General features: G+C 65.9%; 14 protein-coding genes. 9 read left to right on the plus strand and 5 right to left on the minus strand.

Annotated features, from left to right (window positions below; all coding sequences use genetic code 11):
• Positions 1-2 precede the first annotated feature (2 nt).
• Positions 3-2612 (minus strand): bifunctional aconitate hydratase 2/2-methylisocitrate dehydratase, encoded by a 2610-nt coding sequence (gene acnB / locus DM373_RS14435; protein ID WP_110994215.1) that lies wholly within the window; start codon positions 2610-2612, stop codon positions 3-5.
• A 405-nt stretch (positions 2613-3017) separates the two neighbouring features.
• On the opposite strand from acnB, the gene DM373_RS14440 reads away from it, so the two are divergent.
• A complete protein-coding gene (locus DM373_RS14440; protein WP_110994216.1) occupies positions 3018-3485 on the plus strand; it encodes a DUF1289 domain-containing protein in 468 nt (155 codons plus the stop codon).
• A gap of 87 nt (positions 3486-3572) precedes the next feature.
• Here DM373_RS14440 and queD read toward each other — a convergent pair whose 3' ends face one another.
• Both queD and DM373_RS14450 read right to left on the minus strand, forming a co-directional pair.
• Entirely contained in the window at positions 3573-3929 is a 357-nt protein-coding gene (gene queD / locus DM373_RS14445) for a 6-carboxytetrahydropterin synthase QueD (protein ID WP_110994217.1), read from the minus strand.
• A gap of 53 nt (positions 3930-3982) precedes the next feature.
• Positions 3983-5062, minus strand: a complete 1080-nt coding sequence (locus tag DM373_RS14450; protein ID WP_110994218.1) for a patatin-like phospholipase domain-containing protein — start codon at positions 5060-5062, stop codon at positions 3983-3985.
• Between the two features lie 202 nt (positions 5063-5264).
• On the opposite strand from DM373_RS14450, the gene DM373_RS14455 reads away from it, so the two are divergent.
• From DM373_RS14455 to DM373_RS14475, 5 genes are all read left to right on the plus strand, one after another.
• Positions 5265-5573 (plus strand): PepSY domain-containing protein, encoded by a 309-nt coding sequence (locus DM373_RS14455; RefSeq protein WP_110994219.1) that lies wholly within the window; start codon positions 5265-5267, stop codon positions 5571-5573.
• Entirely contained in the window at positions 5573-5887 is a 315-nt protein-coding gene (locus DM373_RS14460) for a PepSY domain-containing protein (protein ID WP_110994220.1), read from the plus strand. The genes DM373_RS14455 and DM373_RS14460 overlap by 1 nt, the downstream gene beginning before the upstream one ends.
• Positions 5888-6556 (plus strand): response regulator transcription factor, encoded by a 669-nt coding sequence (locus DM373_RS14465; protein WP_110994221.1) that lies wholly within the window; start codon positions 5888-5890, stop codon positions 6554-6556.
• On the plus strand, positions 6553-7872 hold the full coding sequence (locus DM373_RS14470) for a sensor histidine kinase (protein ID WP_110994222.1): 1320 nt from the start codon (positions 6553-6555) through the stop codon (positions 7870-7872). Before DM373_RS14465 ends, DM373_RS14470 begins: the two co-directional genes overlap by 4 nt.
• A 285-nt stretch (positions 7873-8157) precedes the next feature.
• Positions 8158-9315, plus strand: coding sequence for an HPP family protein (locus tag DM373_RS14475; RefSeq protein ID WP_110994223.1), 1158 nt, complete (start codon positions 8158-8160; stop codon positions 9313-9315).
• Here the strand turns inward: DM373_RS14475 and DM373_RS14480 are convergent.
• Together DM373_RS14480 and DM373_RS14485 are read right to left on the minus strand one after the other, a co-directional pair.
• Positions 9289-10155, minus strand: a complete 867-nt coding sequence (locus DM373_RS14480; RefSeq protein WP_110994224.1) for a LysR family transcriptional regulator — start codon at positions 10153-10155, stop codon at positions 9289-9291. The two genes, DM373_RS14475 and DM373_RS14480, sit on opposite strands and share 27 nt — an antisense overlap.
• 72 nt (positions 10156-10227) lie before the next feature.
• Positions 10228-10719, minus strand: a complete 492-nt coding sequence (locus DM373_RS14485) for an Lrp/AsnC family transcriptional regulator (RefSeq protein ID WP_110994225.1) — start codon at positions 10717-10719, stop codon at positions 10228-10230.
• Positions 10720-10840: 121 nt separating this feature from the next.
• Between DM373_RS14485 and DM373_RS14490 the strand changes: the two genes are divergently transcribed.
• The 3 genes from DM373_RS14490 to DM373_RS14500 all read left to right on the plus strand — a co-directional run bounded on the left by DM373_RS14490 (position 10841) and on the right by DM373_RS14500 (position 15450).
• Positions 10841-11875 carry a histone deacetylase family protein gene (locus DM373_RS14490; RefSeq protein ID WP_110994226.1) on the plus strand — a complete coding sequence of 345 codons (1035 nt, stop codon included), beginning with the start codon at positions 10841-10843 and terminating at the stop codon, positions 11873-11875.
• Between the two features lie 137 nt (positions 11876-12012).
• Positions 12013-13422: an amino acid permease gene (locus DM373_RS14495; protein ID WP_110994227.1), complete on the plus strand. Its 1410-nt coding sequence runs from the start codon at positions 12013-12015 to the stop codon at positions 13420-13422.
• A 138-nt stretch (positions 13423-13560) separates the two neighbouring features.
• Positions 13561-15450: a propionyl-CoA synthetase gene (locus DM373_RS14500; RefSeq protein ID WP_110994228.1), complete on the plus strand. Its 1890-nt coding sequence runs from the start codon at positions 13561-13563 to the stop codon at positions 15448-15450.
• The last annotated feature ends 25 nt before the right edge of the window (positions 15451-15475 follow it).

Below are 15475 nucleotides of genomic sequence, written 5' to 3' on the forward strand. Positions count from 1 at the left end.
ACTTACGCCTGAATCACCGGGATCTTGGCGTTGGCAGCCGCTTCGCGGAACTCGGCGATCTGGTCGAAGCTCAGGTAGCGGTAGACGTCGGCAGCCATGCTGTCGATGTCCTTGGCGTACTGCATGTACTCTTCGACGGTCGGCAGCTTGCCGATGATCGAAGCCACCGCAGCCAGCTCGGCCGAGGCCAGGTACACGTTGGTGGCGTCGCCCAGACGGTTCGGGAAGTTACGGGTCGAGGTGGAGACCACGGTCGAACCGGTCTGCACACGTGCCTGGTTACCCATGCACAGCGAGCAGCCTGGCATTTCCATGCGCGCACCGGCCTTGCCGTAGATGCCGTAGTAGCCTTCTTCGGTCAGCTGGTGGGCGTCCATCTTGGTTGGCGGAGCCAGCCACAGACGGGTAGGGATACCGCCCTTGACCTTGTCCAGCAGCTTGCCGGCAGCGCGGAAGTGGCCGATGTTGGTCATGCACGAACCGATGAACACTTCGTCGATCTTCTCGCCCTGTACCGAAGACAGCAGGCGGGCATCGTCCGGGTCGTTCGGCGCGCAGAGCACAGGCTCTTTGACGTCGGCCAGGTCGATCTCGATGATCTCGGCGTACTCTGCGTCTTTGTCAGCCGACAGCAGCTCAGGCTTGGCCAGCCAGGCTTCCATGGCCTGGGCGCGACGCTCCAGGGTGCGGGCATCGCCGTAGCCTTCGCCGATCATCCAGCGCAGCAGGGTGATGTTGGACTGCAGGTACTCGGCAACGGCCTTCTCTGGCAGCTTGATGGTGCAGCCGGCAGCGGAACGCTCGGCCGAGGCGTCGGACAGCTCGAACGCTTGCTCGACAGTCAGTTCGTCCAGGCCTTCGATTTCCAGGATGCGGCCGGAGAAGGCGTTTTTCTTGCCCTTCTTCTCGACGGTCAGCAGGCCTTTCTGGATGGCGTAGTAAGGGATGGCATGGACCAGGTCACGCAGGGTGATGCCAGGCTGCAGCTTGCCCTTGAAGCGCACCAGGATCGACTCTGGCATGTCCAGCGGCATGACGCCGGTGGCAGCGGCGAAGGCCACCAGGCCGGAACCGGCCGGGAACGAGATGCCGATCGGGAAGCGGGTGTGCGAGTCGCCACCGGTGCCGACGGTGTCAGGCATCAGCATGCGGTTCAGCCAGCTGTGGATGATGCCGTCGCCCGGGCGCAGCGACACGCCGCCACGGGTGCGGATGAAGTCTGGCAGGGTGTGGTGAGTGGTGACGTCGATCGGCTTCGGATACGCGGCGGTGTGGCAGAACGACTGCATTACCAGGTCGGCGGAGAAGCCCAGGCACGCCAGGTCTTTCAGCTCGTCGCGGGTCATCGGGCCAGTGGTGTCCTGGGAACCGACGGTGGTCATCTTCGGCTCGCAGTAGGCACCTGGGCGCACGCCCTGGCCTTCCGGCAGACCGCAGGCACGGCCGACCATCTTCTGCGCCAGGGTGAAGCCCTTGGTCGAAGCGGCAGGTTGCTCTGGCTTCTTGAACAGGTCGGAAGCACCCAGGCCCAGTTCGGCGCGGGCTTTCTCGGTCAGGCCACGGCCGACGATCAGCGGGATACGGCCGCCAGCGCGGACTTCATCGAGCAGCACTTCGGTTTTCAGCTCGAAGCTGGTGACCAGCTCGTCGCTGCCGTTGCGGCGCACTTCGCCCTTGAACGGGTAGACGTCGATGACGTCGCCCATGGCCAGGTTGGTGCAGTCGAATTCGATCGGCAGGGCGCCGGCGTCTTCCATGGTGTTGTAGAAGATCGGAGCGATCTTGGTGCCGAAGCAGAAGCCACCGGCGCGCTTGTTCGGGACGTACGGAATGTCGTCGCCGAAGAACCACAGCACCGAGTTGGTGGCGGATTTACGCGAGGAACCGGTACCGACCACGTCACCGACGTAGGCAACCGGGTGGCCTTTGGCCTTGACCGCTTCGATCTGGGCCAGCGGGCCGACCGAACCAGGCTGCTTGGGCTCGATGCCGTCGCGGGCCATCTTCAGCATGGCCAGGGCGTGCAGCGGGATGTCAGGGCGCGACCAGGCGTCCGGGGCAGGGGACAGGTCGTCGGTGTTGGTTTCGCCTGGCACCTTGAACACGGTCAGGGTGTACTTGTCGGCGATGGCCGGGCGCGAGGTGAACCACTCGCCGGCAGCCCAGGATTCCAGCACGGCCTTGGCGTGGACGTTGCCGGCCTTGGCTTTTTCGGCCACGTCGTGGAAGGCGTCGAACATCAGCAGGGTGTGCTTGAGCTGTTCGGCCGCGACGGCGCCCAGTTCGGCGTCATCCAGCAGCGCAACCAGCGTCTCGATGTTGTAGCCGCCCTGCATGGTGCCCAGCAGCTCGGCAGCGCGCTTGCGGTCGAGCAGTGGCGACTTGGCTTCGCCCTTGGCGATGGCGGAGAGGAAAGCGGCCTTGACGTAGGCGGCTTCGTCCACCCCTGGCGGAACGCGGTTGGTGATCAGGTCTACGAGGAAGGCTTCTTCGCCGGCCGGCGGGTTTTTCAGCAGCTCGACCAGGCCTGCGGTTTGTTCGGCGTTCAGCGGCTGGGGCACGATACCCAGAGCGGCACGCTCTTCGATGTGTTTGCGGTAGGCTTCAAGCACAGTTATTACCCTCATCAGTGGTCCCTAAAGGGAGTCCGGGACGCTCATCCAGCATTCAATGCACCCATGCGCAGCGCCGACTTTTTGAGTCGCACCGCCAGGGTCGCAAAGAATCCTTACAGAAGCTGCTTTCAAAGTTTTACGCCTGTAGAACGGGAGGCTGATGAGGGCTGGCACGGGCATGCGAGGGTGCATGGCCCGGGCCAACGCCGTTCTACCGGATCAACTGTGCTCGTGACGCTTTGAAAACAGCTTCCAACGGACATTGTTGCCTTGAAAAGGCGGAGTGATTCTACGGTAAAAAAAGCCCGAAGGTAAGGCGGCAAAGATGACTTTAACCAGTGACCCTGGTTAGACAAAGGGCTAACATGAGCCGGTGTTCCGCCGTCAAGCTGTTGTTTTCCAATGACCAACCAGTCCATCAAGACCCCTTGCGTCGGCCTCTGCTCCACGGTGTATGGAGATCTGGTGTGCCGTGGCTGCAAGCGTTTTCACCACGAAGTGATCCACTGGAACGGCTACGACGACGAGCAGAAGCGCGCCGTGTGGCTGCGCCTGGAGCAACTGCTGGTGCAGGTGATGATGGCCAAGCTGGAAGTGTTCGACAAAGGCCTGCTGCGCCAGCAACTGGAGCAGCGCTCGATCCGCTTTGTCGTGCAGCAGTCGGAATATTGCTGGGCGTACCAGCTGATCGCCCGTGGGGCGCGGATGATCCGCGATCTCGAGGCGTATGGAATGGTGTTGTTGCCGGAGTTCCGCGATTGGGACTTGCCGCAACTGCGCGATGCCATCGATCGCGAGTTTTTCTTGCTGTCCGAGGCGCATTACCAGCGCTATATCGCGCCGAGCTTTTTGCGCGACGCCATGCAGTAGGCTGCCGGCCTCATCGCGGGGCAAGCCCGCTCCCACGCGTCATGTGGGGGCGTGGGAGCGGGCTTGCCCCGCGATGAGGCCATTCGATCAGTCGCCGGTGTACTCGCACCCGCTGGTGCAGGTCTCATGAATACGCACTTTCGACAACTCCGGCAGCAGCGGCTTGACCTGGTCCCAGATCCACTTGGCGAGCACTTCGCTGGTGGGGTTCTCCAGGCCGGGGATGTCATTCAGGTAGTTGTGGTCCAACTGCTCGTAGATCGGTTTGAAGATCGCCTTGATCTCGGAAAAATCGCGGATCCAGCCGGTGTGCGGATCGAGCGGGCCGGTCAGGTGCAGGCCGACCTTGAACGAGTGACCATGCAGGCGGCCGCACTTGTGCCCGGCGGGAACGTTGGGCAGGCGGTGGGCCGATTCGAAGGTGAATTCCTTGAAGATTTCCAAGATGTCAGGACTCTGTGTGTATCAATGATGCGCGCAGTCTACCAGCATGCCCGCTACAAGGCTTGCAACCGATCCTGCAACCGCCCGGTGGCGATCAGCTCCAGCAGCTCATCCCCCAGCCGCTGGCTTTCGGCAATGGCCTTGTACCAGTAGCGCTTGCGCGTCGGCGCATCGCCCATGAAACGCTTGAAGTCGTTGCGGTCGGGCAGCTTGCCGTAGGGCAGGGCGGCCAGGTACTGCGGCGACGGGGTCATCAGCAGCACGTTCTGCAGGCGCGTGGCGTCGCCCTTGCGCCATGGCAGGGCCTTGTCGAACCAGCCAGGCACCACCTTGTCGGTGAAGTGCGGGTAGAGCACCAGGTCGTCGCCCCGGTAGGGCAGGTCCAGGTGGTAGTCGAGCAGGCCGCCGTCGCGGTAGGTGCCGGCGCCGGCGCCGGGGATGTCGCGCACGCCCTCCATGACCATGGGGATCGAACCCGAGGCGAGCAGGGCCTGGCGCAGGTTGGCCAGGTCCAGCGGCAAGCAGCGCGAAGGGAAGTCGGTGAGCGCGTCCAGCGGTGGCGCGGCGCGCTGGTCATGCAGAATCACTCGTTCGAAATGCCGGCCCAGGCGTGCGCGCCCCAGCAGGTTGCTGGCGACCACCGAAGACAAGCCCAGGCCCAGGCGGCCACGGTGATCGTGGGCGAGCTGGCCGTGGCTCTTCACCACCAGGATGTTCAGGCGGTAGTGCGGGTTGCCGAGAATCTGCCCGTCGCGGCCCTGCAGCAGGTCGTCGAGCATGCGCTGGCTGCTCTGGCTGATCTGCCTGGGGGTGACGCCTTTGGCGAAGTCCTGCTCGGTGTACAGCTCGCCCAGGCGGCGCAGGCCGGCCACCGGGTCGTCGAGGCAGGCGCTGGCGAAGCGCCAGGAACCGATCGAGGCGCCGATCAGTGCGCGCTGGCGTGGGGCGGTGGGTAGCCATTCACCGAACAGCGCCAGGTCCAGGCCCTGAATGCCCAAAGGCTTGGGGCCGCCGGCGGCGCCGGGCAGCACACCGACATCGGCCGCCTGCAGGCCGCGCTCGCGGATCTGGCGCAGGGCGCGTTGGCCGGCCTTGAAGGTCAGGGCGGGGTACTTGATGTGGATGGCGCTCATCGAGGTTCTCTAACCGGGGCAGGCGCGCAGTATAGGCCCAATCGCGGGGCAAGCCCGCTCCCACGGTAACAAGGTGACCGGGTCGGTACAGGCCGACTTCCCATCTGCGCTATCATGCGGCCAGCTGTTTTCAGGTTGGATTAAGGACCCCCGGTTAGTCTTGTTTGCGTAGACAACTTGTTCATCCCCAAGGAGAGACCCCATGAAGACCCTGACTGCCCTGTTCACCGCCGCCGCCCTTGCATTGGGTGCCAACGCCGCCTTCGCCAAGGACGTGCAGCCCGATGAAGTGGTCAAGCTGGTGAACGCCAAGACCATCAAGTCGCTGGACGAACTCAAGGCCGCCGCCGTGGCCAAGCACCCCGGCGCCACCGTCACCGACTCCGAGCTCGAAGACGAATACGGCCGCTACATCTACAAGGTCGAACTGCGTGATGCGCAGAACGTCGAATGGGACGTCGACCTGGACGCCAAGACCGGTGAAGTGCTGAAGGACGCGCGGGACAATTGATGAACGCATTACCGCAGGCGGCGCGCTGCCTGGCCCTGGCCTTGCTCGGGATGTGCTCGCTGGCCGCCGCCCGCGACCTGGATCAGGACGAGGCCCTGGCGCTGCGCCAGCAGGGCATCATCCTGCCTTTCGAGCGCTTGCTCGAGACCGCCCTGGGGCGTTACCCCGGGGCGCGCCTGCTGGAGGCGGAGCTGGAAGAGAAGCACGGCCGCTACGAATACGAAGTCGAGTTGCTGACCCCCCAGGGCGTAGTGCGCGAGATCAAGCTCGACGCCCGCACCGGCGAGCTGCTCAAAGACGAGGAAGATGACTGAATGCGCCTGTTGCTGGTCGAAGACAACGTGCCCCTGGCCGATGAACTGATTGCCGCCCTGCAGCGCCAGGGATATGCAGTGGACTGGCTGGCCGACGGCCGGGACGCGGTGTACCAGGGCCAGAGCGAGCCCTACGACCTGATCATCCTTGACCTCGGCTTGCCGGGGTTGCCTGGGCTTGAGGTGCTGGCGCAATGGCGCGGGGCCAACCTCGCCACCCCGGTGCTGATCCTCACGGCGCGCGGCTCCTGGGCCGAGCGAATCGAAGGCCTCAAGGCCGGCGCCGACGACTACCTGAGCAAACCCTTCCATCCCGAGGAGCTGCAACTGCGCATCCAGGCCCTGCTGCGCCGCGCCAAGGGCTTGGCCAACCAGCCGAGGCTGGAAGCCGCCGGCCTGCACCTGGATGAATCGCGCCAGTGCGTCAGCCGCGAAGGCATCGACGTCCAGCTGACCGCTGCCGAGTTCCGCCTGCTGCGCTATTTCATGCTGCACCCAGGCCAGGTGCTGTCCAAGAGCCACCTGGCCGAGCACCTCTACGACGGTGAGACCGAGCGTGATTCCAACGTCCTTGAAGTGCACGTCAACCACTTGCGCCGCAAGCTCGGGCGCAGCGTGATCGAGACCCGCCGTGGCCAGGGTTATGTGTACGCCGGGAGTGGCGCGTGAAGTCGATCCAGGCGCGCTTGAGCCTGGGCCTGGTGGCGGTGCTGGTGGTGGTGGGCCTGGCGTTTGCGCAACTCACGCTGTGGCTGTTCGAGGCCGGCCTGCAGCGTTACCTGGAAACCGGCCTGCGCAAAGAGAGCGAGAACCTGCTGGTGGCGCTGGTGCGTGGGCCGTCCGGCCTGCAACTGGACGAGCGGCGCATATCGGCGGCCTACCAGCGCCCCTTCTCGGGCTACTACTTTCGTATCGATTTCGACCAGGGCACCTGGCGTTCGCGCTCGCTCTGGGACCTGGACATGCCCAAGCCGGCCAAGCCCGGGCTGGACGACGGCCATGAGCTGGGCCCCGAGGGCCAGCAACTGCTGGCCTATCGCGGCGACTACCGGCGCCTGGGCCAGGACATCTCGATCAGTGTGGCCCAGGACTATTCGCCGGTGCGCGAGGGTTTTCGCCGCATGCAGCAGATCGGCCTGGGCATGGGCCTGGTGGCGTTGTTGCTGGTGCTGGTGCTGCAGCGCATCACCGTGACCCGCTCGCTGCGCCCGCTGGAGCGCGCCCGTCAGCAGATCGCCCAGTTGCAGCAGGGCCAGCGCTCGCAGTTGGATGCCCAGGTGCCCAGCGAATTGCAGCCTTTGGTGGATCAGATCAACCACCTGCTCAATCACACCGAAGACAGCCTGCGCCGCTCGCGCAATGCCCTGGGCAACCTGGGGCATGCGCTGAAGACGCCGCTGGCGGTGCTGCTCAGCCTGGCCGCCAGCGAGCGCCTGCAGGCATTGCCCGAGGTGCGCGCGCAGATGCGCGAGCAACTGCAACAGATCCAGCAGCGCCTGGCCCGGGAGCTCAACCGTGCGCGCCTGGCCGGGGACGCGCTGCCCGGCGCGCAGTTCGACTGCGATGCCGAACTGCCGGGCTTGCTGGCAACCTTGGGGATGATCCATGGCGAAGGGCTGTTGCTGGAGCGCGACGTACCGCCCGGGCTGTTGTTGCCGTGGGATCGCGAAGACCTGCTGGAGTTGCTCGGCAACTTGCTGGACAACGCCTGCAAATGGGCTGACAGCGAGGTGCGCGTGGGCATGGCGGCGACCGCAGATTGTTATCAGCTGTGGGTCGACGACGATGGCCCCGGCATTCCCGAAGCGCAGCGCCTGCAAGTGCTCGAGCGCGGCTCGCGGCTGGACGAGCAGGTCGATGGGCACGGCCTGGGGCTGGGTATCGTGCGCGATATCGTCGACGCCTGGGGCGGGCGCATCGCCTTGCTGGATAGCCCGCAGGGCGGGTTGCGGGTGAGTATCGAGTTGCCGCGCAAAAGTCGTTGATCGCCATCGCGGGGCAAGCCCGCTCCCACGGGATCTCCATCGTGGGAGCGGGCTTGCCCCGCGATGAGGACCGGATCAACCCTGCAAAAAAATTGCAGTACAGCCGCAGTTTTTTGAATTGGCAGGCAAACCTGCCCTCCCGGCACAATCCCCCCCACGAAACCCTCCGGTTTCCATCTCTCCATGGACGGAGCCCCTTGCGTTATTGCCTTTGCAATACCGGGCCCAGGTGCGTTTGCGCTGGGCTTTCTTTTCAAATCAGAAAAACACGACGCCACTACTTCGATGCCTGCCTCTCGCCCCGATACCCGTCTGCAGCGCCTGCTCCCGGCGCCCCTGAACATCCCCCCCAAAGAATGGCTGCGCGCAGGCCTTGGCGCGCTGCTCGGCCTGTTCCTCGCCGGCTACCTGTGCAGCCTGGCCTACGGCCCGTCGATTGCCTTGCACCTGCTCGGCCCGTTGGCAGCCTCGGCGGTGTTGGTGTTCGCCGTGCATTCCGGGCCGCTGGCCCAGCCGTGGCCGGTGGTGGGCAGCTACGCGCTGGCCGGCGCCGTGGGCCTGGCCATGCGCCACGGCTTCGGCGACGGGCTATGGGTGGCGGCAGCCGCGCTGGCGCTCGCCACCCTGGTGATGTGCCTGCTGCGCTGCCTGCACCCGCCGGGTGGCGGCGTGGCGGTCAGTGCGGTGCTGGCCGATCCGGGGCTGGTGGCGATGGGCGACCACCTGCTCGAACCGGTGCTGCTCAATGCGCTGATCCTGGTCGCTGTCGCGGTGGTCTACAACCGCCTCACCGGCGTGCGTTACCCAAAGGGCGCCGCGCCGCGCAAAGACCTGCACCACACCCATGACCCGCTGCCCGGCGAGCGCGTGGGCATCAACGCCGACGACCTGGACCAGGCCCTGGAAGACATCGGCGAGTTCGTCGACGTGACCCGCGACGAGCTGGAGCGGATCATCCTGGCCACCGAGCAGCATGCGTTGCAACGCAGCCTTGGCGGCATCACCGCAGGCGCGGTGATGTCCCGCGATGTGCAGTCGGCCACGCCGCGCACCAGCCTCGAACAGGCCTGGAAGATGCTCGCCAGCCATCACCTGAAAACCTTGCCAGTGCTGGACAACGGCCGCCTGGTGGGCATCGTCAGCCTCAGCGATCTGGTCGGCCCGGCCATGGCGCGCGGGCGTTTCAGCTGGCGTGGGCTGCTGCGCCGCAACACTGTGCGCCTGGAGCAGGTCATGAGTCGACGCGTTGTCAGCGTGAGCAGCCAGCACCCGCTGGAGCGCCTGCTGCCACTGCTCAGCGAGCAGGGCCTGCACTGCCTGCCGGTGCTCGACGGCGACAGCCTGGTGGGGGTGGTCACCCAGACCGACCTGATCGCCGGCCTCAAACGGCACCTCCTGACGGCGGCCGCCCAGGGTTCAGATAACCGGGTCCCAGCGCTGTGACCAGTCGCTTTCGCCGGCGGCCACCAGCCGGCGCAACACCGCGAAGGACTGCTGCAGGGCCGCGCTGTCGCGTTCGCGGGCGTACACCAGGAAGGTCGGGTAGGTGAACTCCGGCGCTTCGGGCACCCGCTCGAACACGCCGCTTTGCAGGTAGGCCTGCACCACCCGGGTGCGGAAGTAGCCGCTGCCGCCCTGGTCGAGGATGAACTGCAGGGCCAGCGGCCCAAGGTTGAAGCTCAGCGCCGGGCGTGACAGCTCGGGCAGGGCGGCGTCGTGCTGGCGGCGAAAGGCCTCGCCCCAGTCGATGTAGATGTACGGCTCGGGCCGGTCCACCCGGCGTACGCGGATCAGTTTCTCCTCCATCAACTGCTCCACCTGCAGGCCTGGGCCGTAGGTCGGCTGGTACACCAGCGCGGCGTCCAGCAGGCCCATCTCCACCTTGCGCAACAGCGACTCACCGTCGCTGACTTCGCTGCGGATCGCGTGGCCATGCAGTTCGCGGTGCAGCGCGCTGACCCAGTCGAGCATCATCGGGTTGCCCAGGCTCACCTCGCCGCCCACATGCAGCACCTGCTGGCAGCCCTGGGGCAGCGGCAGGTCGCGGCGCGCGGCTTCCCAGGTCTGCACCAGCTGGTTGGCATAGCTGACGAAGGCCTCGCCGTCACTGGTCAGGCTGGCGCCGTTGCGGCTGCGCACGAACAACTGGCAGCCCAGTAGCCGTTCCAGCCGTTGCACGCGCGCGGTGATGGCCGTCTGCGACACGAACAGGCGTTCGGCGGCGGCGACCAGGCTGCCGCAACGCACGATTTCCAGGAAGGTTCGGGCCTGATCGATGTCCATGTTGCTGCTCTATGGCGGAAAGAGCGCCTAGTCTAGAGGCTTTGCACCGAAATAGGGCAGGGCCTGGCAACATCAGCCTTCGGGGATCGCCACCCGCGTGCTGGCCTTCACCTCGCGCAGCGCCAGGCTCGACTGGATCGAGGCGATCCCCAGCTGCCGGCGCAGCACCTGTTCGATGAATTCACTGTAGCTGTCCAGGTCCTCGGCCAGCACTTGCAGCAGGTAGTCGGCATCGCCGGTGATCTTGTGGCAGGCGACTACCTCGGGCAGCGCGCGCACCACCGCCTCGAAGTCGTCCGGCGCCTTGTCGCCGTGGCTGGCGAAACGTACCTGGACGAAGGCAAGGATCTCCAGGCCCAGCAGGCGGCGGTCGAGGTTGGCCTGGTAGTCGCGGATCACGCCTTCTTCTTCCAGGCGTCGGCGCCTGCGCCAGCAGGGCGTGACGCTGAGCGACAGGCGCTCGCTCAGTTCGGCGTTGGACAGGCTGGCGTCGGCCTGCAACAGGGCGAGCAGGGCACGGTCGGTATCGTCGAGCGCGACGTGTTTGGATATTTTTTTCGCCATGGGTGCCAGTCCTGAAATAACAGACTCGAAAAGCTAGCATTGCGAGTCTATAAAGCAAAGAACGCCCAGCGTTGACGCAATAGCCTAGTGGTCAATCAACCACCACACAGGCTTCGTCAGCATGTTGACCGTCTTCAGCGCCAACCACCGCCTGCACCATGGCACCGAACTCAAGGATGGCGTGCTCAAGCCATCGTTCGAACAACCCAGCCGCGCCGACACCGTGTACGAGCGGGTGCGCACGGTCGGCCTGGGCGATATCGTCTCGCCGCAGGCGTTCGGCCGCGCCTGCTACGTCAAGGCCCACAGCGAGCGTTACGTGCACTTCCTGGAAACGGCCTGGCAGCAGTGGACCGCCCTGGGCCGCAGCCACGACGCGTTGCCCTTGGTGTGGCCGGTACGCGACCTGGCCGGCGAGCGGGTGCCTCGGCATATCGATGGCCAGCTCGGGTTCTTCGCCATGGACGCCGGCGCGCCGATCACCGCCACCACCTGGCAGGCGGTGAAGACCAGCGCCGACCTGGCCCTGACGGGGCTCGAACTGCTCGACCAGGGCCAGCAGGCCGCCTTCGCCCTGTGCCGCCCGCCGGGGCATCACGCCGCCCGCGAGTACATGGGCGGTTACTGCTACCTGAACAACGCCGCCATCGCCGCCGAGCATGCCTTGACCCGCGGGGCGGCCAAGGTGGCGGTGCTGGACGTCGATTTTCACCACGGCAACGGCACCCAGACCATCTTTTACGACCGCCCGGACGTGCTGTTCGTCTCGCTGCACGGCGAACCGGCGGACTCCTATCCCTACTTCAGCGGCTACGCCGACGAGCTTGGCGCAGGCGCGGGCGAGGGCTTCAACCTCAACCTGCCGCTGCCCAAGGGCACGCGCTGGGCGGCTTACCAGCAGGCCCTGGAACAGGCCTGTGCGCGCCTGCGCCGCCATGCGCCCGAAGTGCTGGTGGTGTCGCTGGGCGTGGACACCTTCAAGGACGACCCGATCAGCCACTTCCAGCTCGACAGCCCGGACTACCTGGCCATGGGCCGGATGATCGCCGCCGTGGGCGTGCCGACCCTGTTCGTCATGGAGGGCGGCTACATGGTCGATGAGATCGGCATCAATGCGGTGAACGTGCTGACCGGGTTCGAAGAAGCCCGCGGCTGATCCAAAGGCCTCATCGCGGGGCAAGCCCGCTCCCACGAGGGAACAAGCGTGGGAGCGGGCTTGCCCCGCGATGGGGTCGTTGAAGACACAAGAAATCCTGCCTCGAAAACACCAACAACAATCCCAGAGGTTTCCCCATGCAGCCTGATCCCTCGGCAGCCCCAAGCGGCCGCCACCTGCAACGCACCCTGAGCAACCGCCATATCCAGTTGATCGCCCTCGGGGGTGCCATCGGCACCGGCCTGTTCATGGGCTCGGGCAAGGTCATCGCCTTGTCCGGTACCTCGATCCTGCTGGTCTACATGATCATCGGTTTCTTCCTGTTCTTCGTCATGCGCGCCATGGGCGAGCTGCTGCTGTCGGACCTCAACTTCAAATCGTTCGCCGACTTCGCCGGCGCCTACATCGGCCCGCGCGCGGCGTTTTTCCTTGGCTGGTCGTACTGGCTCAGCTGGAGCGTGGCGGTGGTCGGCGATGCAGTGGTGGTCGGCGGTTTCTTCCAGTACTGGTTCCCCGGGGCGCCGGCCTGGGCGCCGGCACTGGCGATGCTGGTCACCCTGTTCACCCTCAATGTGCTGACGGTGAAAGCCTTCGGCGAGGTCGAGTTCTGGTTCGCGATCATCAAGATCATCGCCGTGCTCGCACTGATCGCCGTGAGCCTGGTGCTGATTGCCACGGCGTTCGTGTCGCCCACCGGGGTGACCGCGTCGCTGTCGCACCTGGTGCAGCCGGAAGCGGCGTTTCCCCATGGGCTCAGTGGCTTCTTCGCGGGCTTCCAGATCGCCATCTTCTCGTTCGCCGGCACCGAGCTGATCGGCACCACCGCCGCCGAAACCCGTGACCCGCGGCGCAGCCTGCCCAAGGCGATCAACGCGATCCCGCTGCGCATCATCCTGTTCTATGTGGTGGCCCTGGCCTGCATCATTGCCGTGACCTCGTGGGCCAAGGTCGCGCCCAACCGCAGCCCGTTCGTCGAGCTGTTCCTGCTGGCCGGCTTCCCGGCGGCGGCGGGCATCGTCAACTTCGTGGTGCTGACCTCGGCCGCCTCGTCGGCCAACAGCGGCGTGTTCTCCACCAGCCGCATGCTGTTCGGCCTGGCCGAGCGCAGCCAGGCGCCCGCTGTGTTCCGGCGCCTGTCGGGCAACAGCGTGCCGCTGGCCAGCCTGGGCTTCTCGTGCCTGTTGATGCTGCTGGGGGTGATGCTGCTGTTCATCTTCCCCGAGGTGATGACGGTGTTCACCCTGGTGTCCAGCCTGTCGGCGGTGCTGGTGATCTACACCTGGTCGACCATCCTGGTGGCCTACCTGGGCTACCGCCGGCGCCACCCCGAGCGCCACGCCCGGGCCAGCTTCCGCCTGCCCGGCGGGGTGCCGATGGCCTGGCTGAGCCTGGCGTTCCTGCTGTTCGTGCTGGTGCTGCTGGCACTGCAGCCGGACACGCGCATGGCGCTGTACGCAATGCCGCTGTGGTTCGCCGGCCTGGCCATCGCCTACCGGCGCCTGGCCGGGCACGGGCAAGGCCAGCCAGCCACCCAGTCAACCCCCTGAACCCCGGGCGCCACGTGCCGGCGCAGCCTGCTGCAAATCTGCATAAGGGTTGCGACTTTAGTCCGGTGGCGAGCACGTGGCGCCGGTCCATACTCAAGGTTCGCCCTTCAATAACAACAAGTACCGGGTTGCGAACCAATGACCTATCAGCACAGTTACGCCCATTCCATCGCCGACCCTGCGGCCTTCTGGCAGGCCCAGGCCGACCAGCTGGCCTGGCAGCGCAAGCCAACGCAGACCCTGCAGCAGAACCCCGACGGCACCCACCGCTGGTTCGCCGACGGCCGCCTGAACAGCTGCCACCTGGCCCTCGACCATCAGATCGAGCTGGGCCGGGGCGAGCAGGTGGCGCTGATCTACGACTCGCCGGTGACCGGCGTGCAGCAGGCCTACACCTACCTGCAACTGCGCGACGAAGTGGCGCGCCTGGCCGGCCTGTTGCGCACCCTTGGGGTGGGCAAGGGCGACGGGGTGATCATCTACATGCCGATGGTGCCGCAGGCGGCCATGGCCATGCTCGCCTGCGCACGCATTGGCGCGGTGCATTCGGTGGTGTTCGGCGGCTTTGCCGCCAACGAACTGGCCCTGCGTATCGATGATGCCCGGCCGGTGCTGTTGCTCACCGCTTCCTGCGGGTTGGAGTTCGACCGGGTGATCGAATACAAGCCGCTGGTCGACCGTGCGCTGCAACTGGCCCAGCACCAGCCCAGGCAGGTGCTGGTGCTGCAGCGTCCGCAGGCGCGTGCCGAGCTGCAGCCGGGGCGCGACCTGGACTGGCAGCAAGCGCTGGCCGGTGCCGAGCCGGTGGCCCCGGTCGCGCTGGACGCAGGCGACCCGCTGTACATCATGTATACCTCCGGCACCACCGGCAAACCCAAGGGCATCGTCCGCGAAAACGGCGGCAACGCGGTGGCCCTGTGCTACGCCATGCGCCACATCTATGGCATGCAGGCGGGCGATGTATGGTGGGGCATTTCTGATGTGGGTTGGGTGGTCGGCCATTCGCTGATCGTCTATGGGCCGTTGATGAGCGGCTGCACCACGGTGTTCTACGAGGGCAAGCCGATCCGCACGCCCGATGCCTCGGCATACTGGCGGATCGTCGAGCAATACAAGGTCAACGCACTGTTCTGCGCACCGACTGCCATGCGCGCGATCCGCAAGGAGGATCCGCAGGGCGAACTGATCCGCCGCCACGACCTGGGTTCGTTGCGGCAACTGTTCCTTGCGGGCGAGAAGCTCGACTCCAGCACCCATGAATGGCTGGAGCGGGTCAGCGGCAAACCGGTGCACGACCACTGGTGGCAGACCGAGACCGGTTGGCCGGTCACCGCCCCCTGCGTGGGCCTTGAGGGCAGTGCGGCCCGGCCAGGCTCGAGCAACCGTGCGGTGCCGGGTTACCACGTGCAGGTGCTGGACGACGACGGCAAGCCGCTGGGGCCGAACCAGCAGGGCGCCATCGTCATCGCCTTGCCATTGCCGCCTGGCTGCAGCCAGACGCTGTGGGGCGACCACGCGCGCTATTTGCAGGCCTATCTGCACAACTACCCGGGGTATTACCACACCGGTGACGGTGGCTACCTGGATGACGATGGTTTCGTCTACATCATGGGCCGCACCGACGATGTGATCAACGTCTCGGGCCATCGCCTGTCCACCGGCGAGATGGAGGACCTGGTGGCACGCCACCCGGCGGTGGCCGAATGCGCCGTGATCGGTGTGCACGACGAGATCAAGGGCCAGGTGCCGCTGGCGCTGGTGGTGCTCAAGGACGGGCAGGGCATCGGCGAGCTGCAGTTGCAGGGCGAGCTGGTGGCCAGTGTGCGCGAGCATATCGGTGCGCTGGCCTGTTTCAACCGGGTGCGCCTGGTCAAGCGCCTGCCCAAGACCCGCTCGGGCAAGATTCTGCGTGCGGTGCTGCGCAAGATTGCCGATGGGCAGGACTATGTGCCGCCTTCGACCCTGGACGATCCAGCTGTGTTGGGGGAGATCGAGGGAGTATTGGCGGACTTGCCAAGGGCGGGGTGACGCCATCGCCGGCAAGCCGGCTCCC

Source organism: Pseudomonas sichuanensis (genome assembly GCF_003231305.1).
In the GTDB taxonomy this organism is placed as follows: domain Bacteria; phylum Pseudomonadota; class Gammaproteobacteria; order Pseudomonadales; family Pseudomonadaceae; genus Aquipseudomonas; species Aquipseudomonas sichuanensis.

Excerpts from the sequence above, each read along its gene's own strand:
- DM373_RS14500 (WP_110994228.1), top strand. The coding sequence starts at position 13,561 with ATGACCTATCAGCACAGTTACGCCCATTCCATCGCCGACCCTGCGGCC.
- DM373_RS14495 (WP_110994227.1), top strand. The coding sequence starts at position 12,013 with ATGCAGCCTGATCCCTCGGCAGCCCCAAGCGGCCGCCACCTGCAACGC.
- DM373_RS14465 (WP_110994221.1), top strand. The coding sequence starts at position 5,888 with ATGCGCCTGTTGCTGGTCGAAGACAACGTGCCCCTGGCCGATGAACTG.
- DM373_RS14440 (WP_110994216.1), top strand. The coding sequence starts at position 3,018 with ATGACCAACCAGTCCATCAAGACCCCTTGCGTCGGCCTCTGCTCCACG.
- DM373_RS14480 (WP_110994224.1), bottom strand. The coding sequence starts at position 10,155 with ATGGACATCGATCAGGCCCGAACCTTCCTGGAAATCGTGCGTTGCGGC.
- DM373_RS14485 (WP_110994225.1), bottom strand. The coding sequence starts at position 10,719 with ATGGCGAAAAAAATATCCAAACACGTCGCGCTCGACGATACCGACCGT.
- DM373_RS14490 (WP_110994226.1), top strand. The coding sequence starts at position 10,841 with ATGTTGACCGTCTTCAGCGCCAACCACCGCCTGCACCATGGCACCGAA.
- DM373_RS14460 (WP_110994220.1), top strand. The coding sequence starts at position 5,573 with ATGAACGCATTACCGCAGGCGGCGCGCTGCCTGGCCCTGGCCTTGCTC.
- DM373_RS14455 (WP_110994219.1), top strand. The coding sequence starts at position 5,265 with ATGAAGACCCTGACTGCCCTGTTCACCGCCGCCGCCCTTGCATTGGGT.
- DM373_RS14450 (WP_110994218.1), bottom strand. The coding sequence starts at position 5,062 with ATGAGCGCCATCCACATCAAGTACCCCGCCCTGACCTTCAAGGCCGGC.
- DM373_RS14475 (WP_110994223.1), top strand. The coding sequence starts at position 8,158 with ATGCCTGCCTCTCGCCCCGATACCCGTCTGCAGCGCCTGCTCCCGGCG.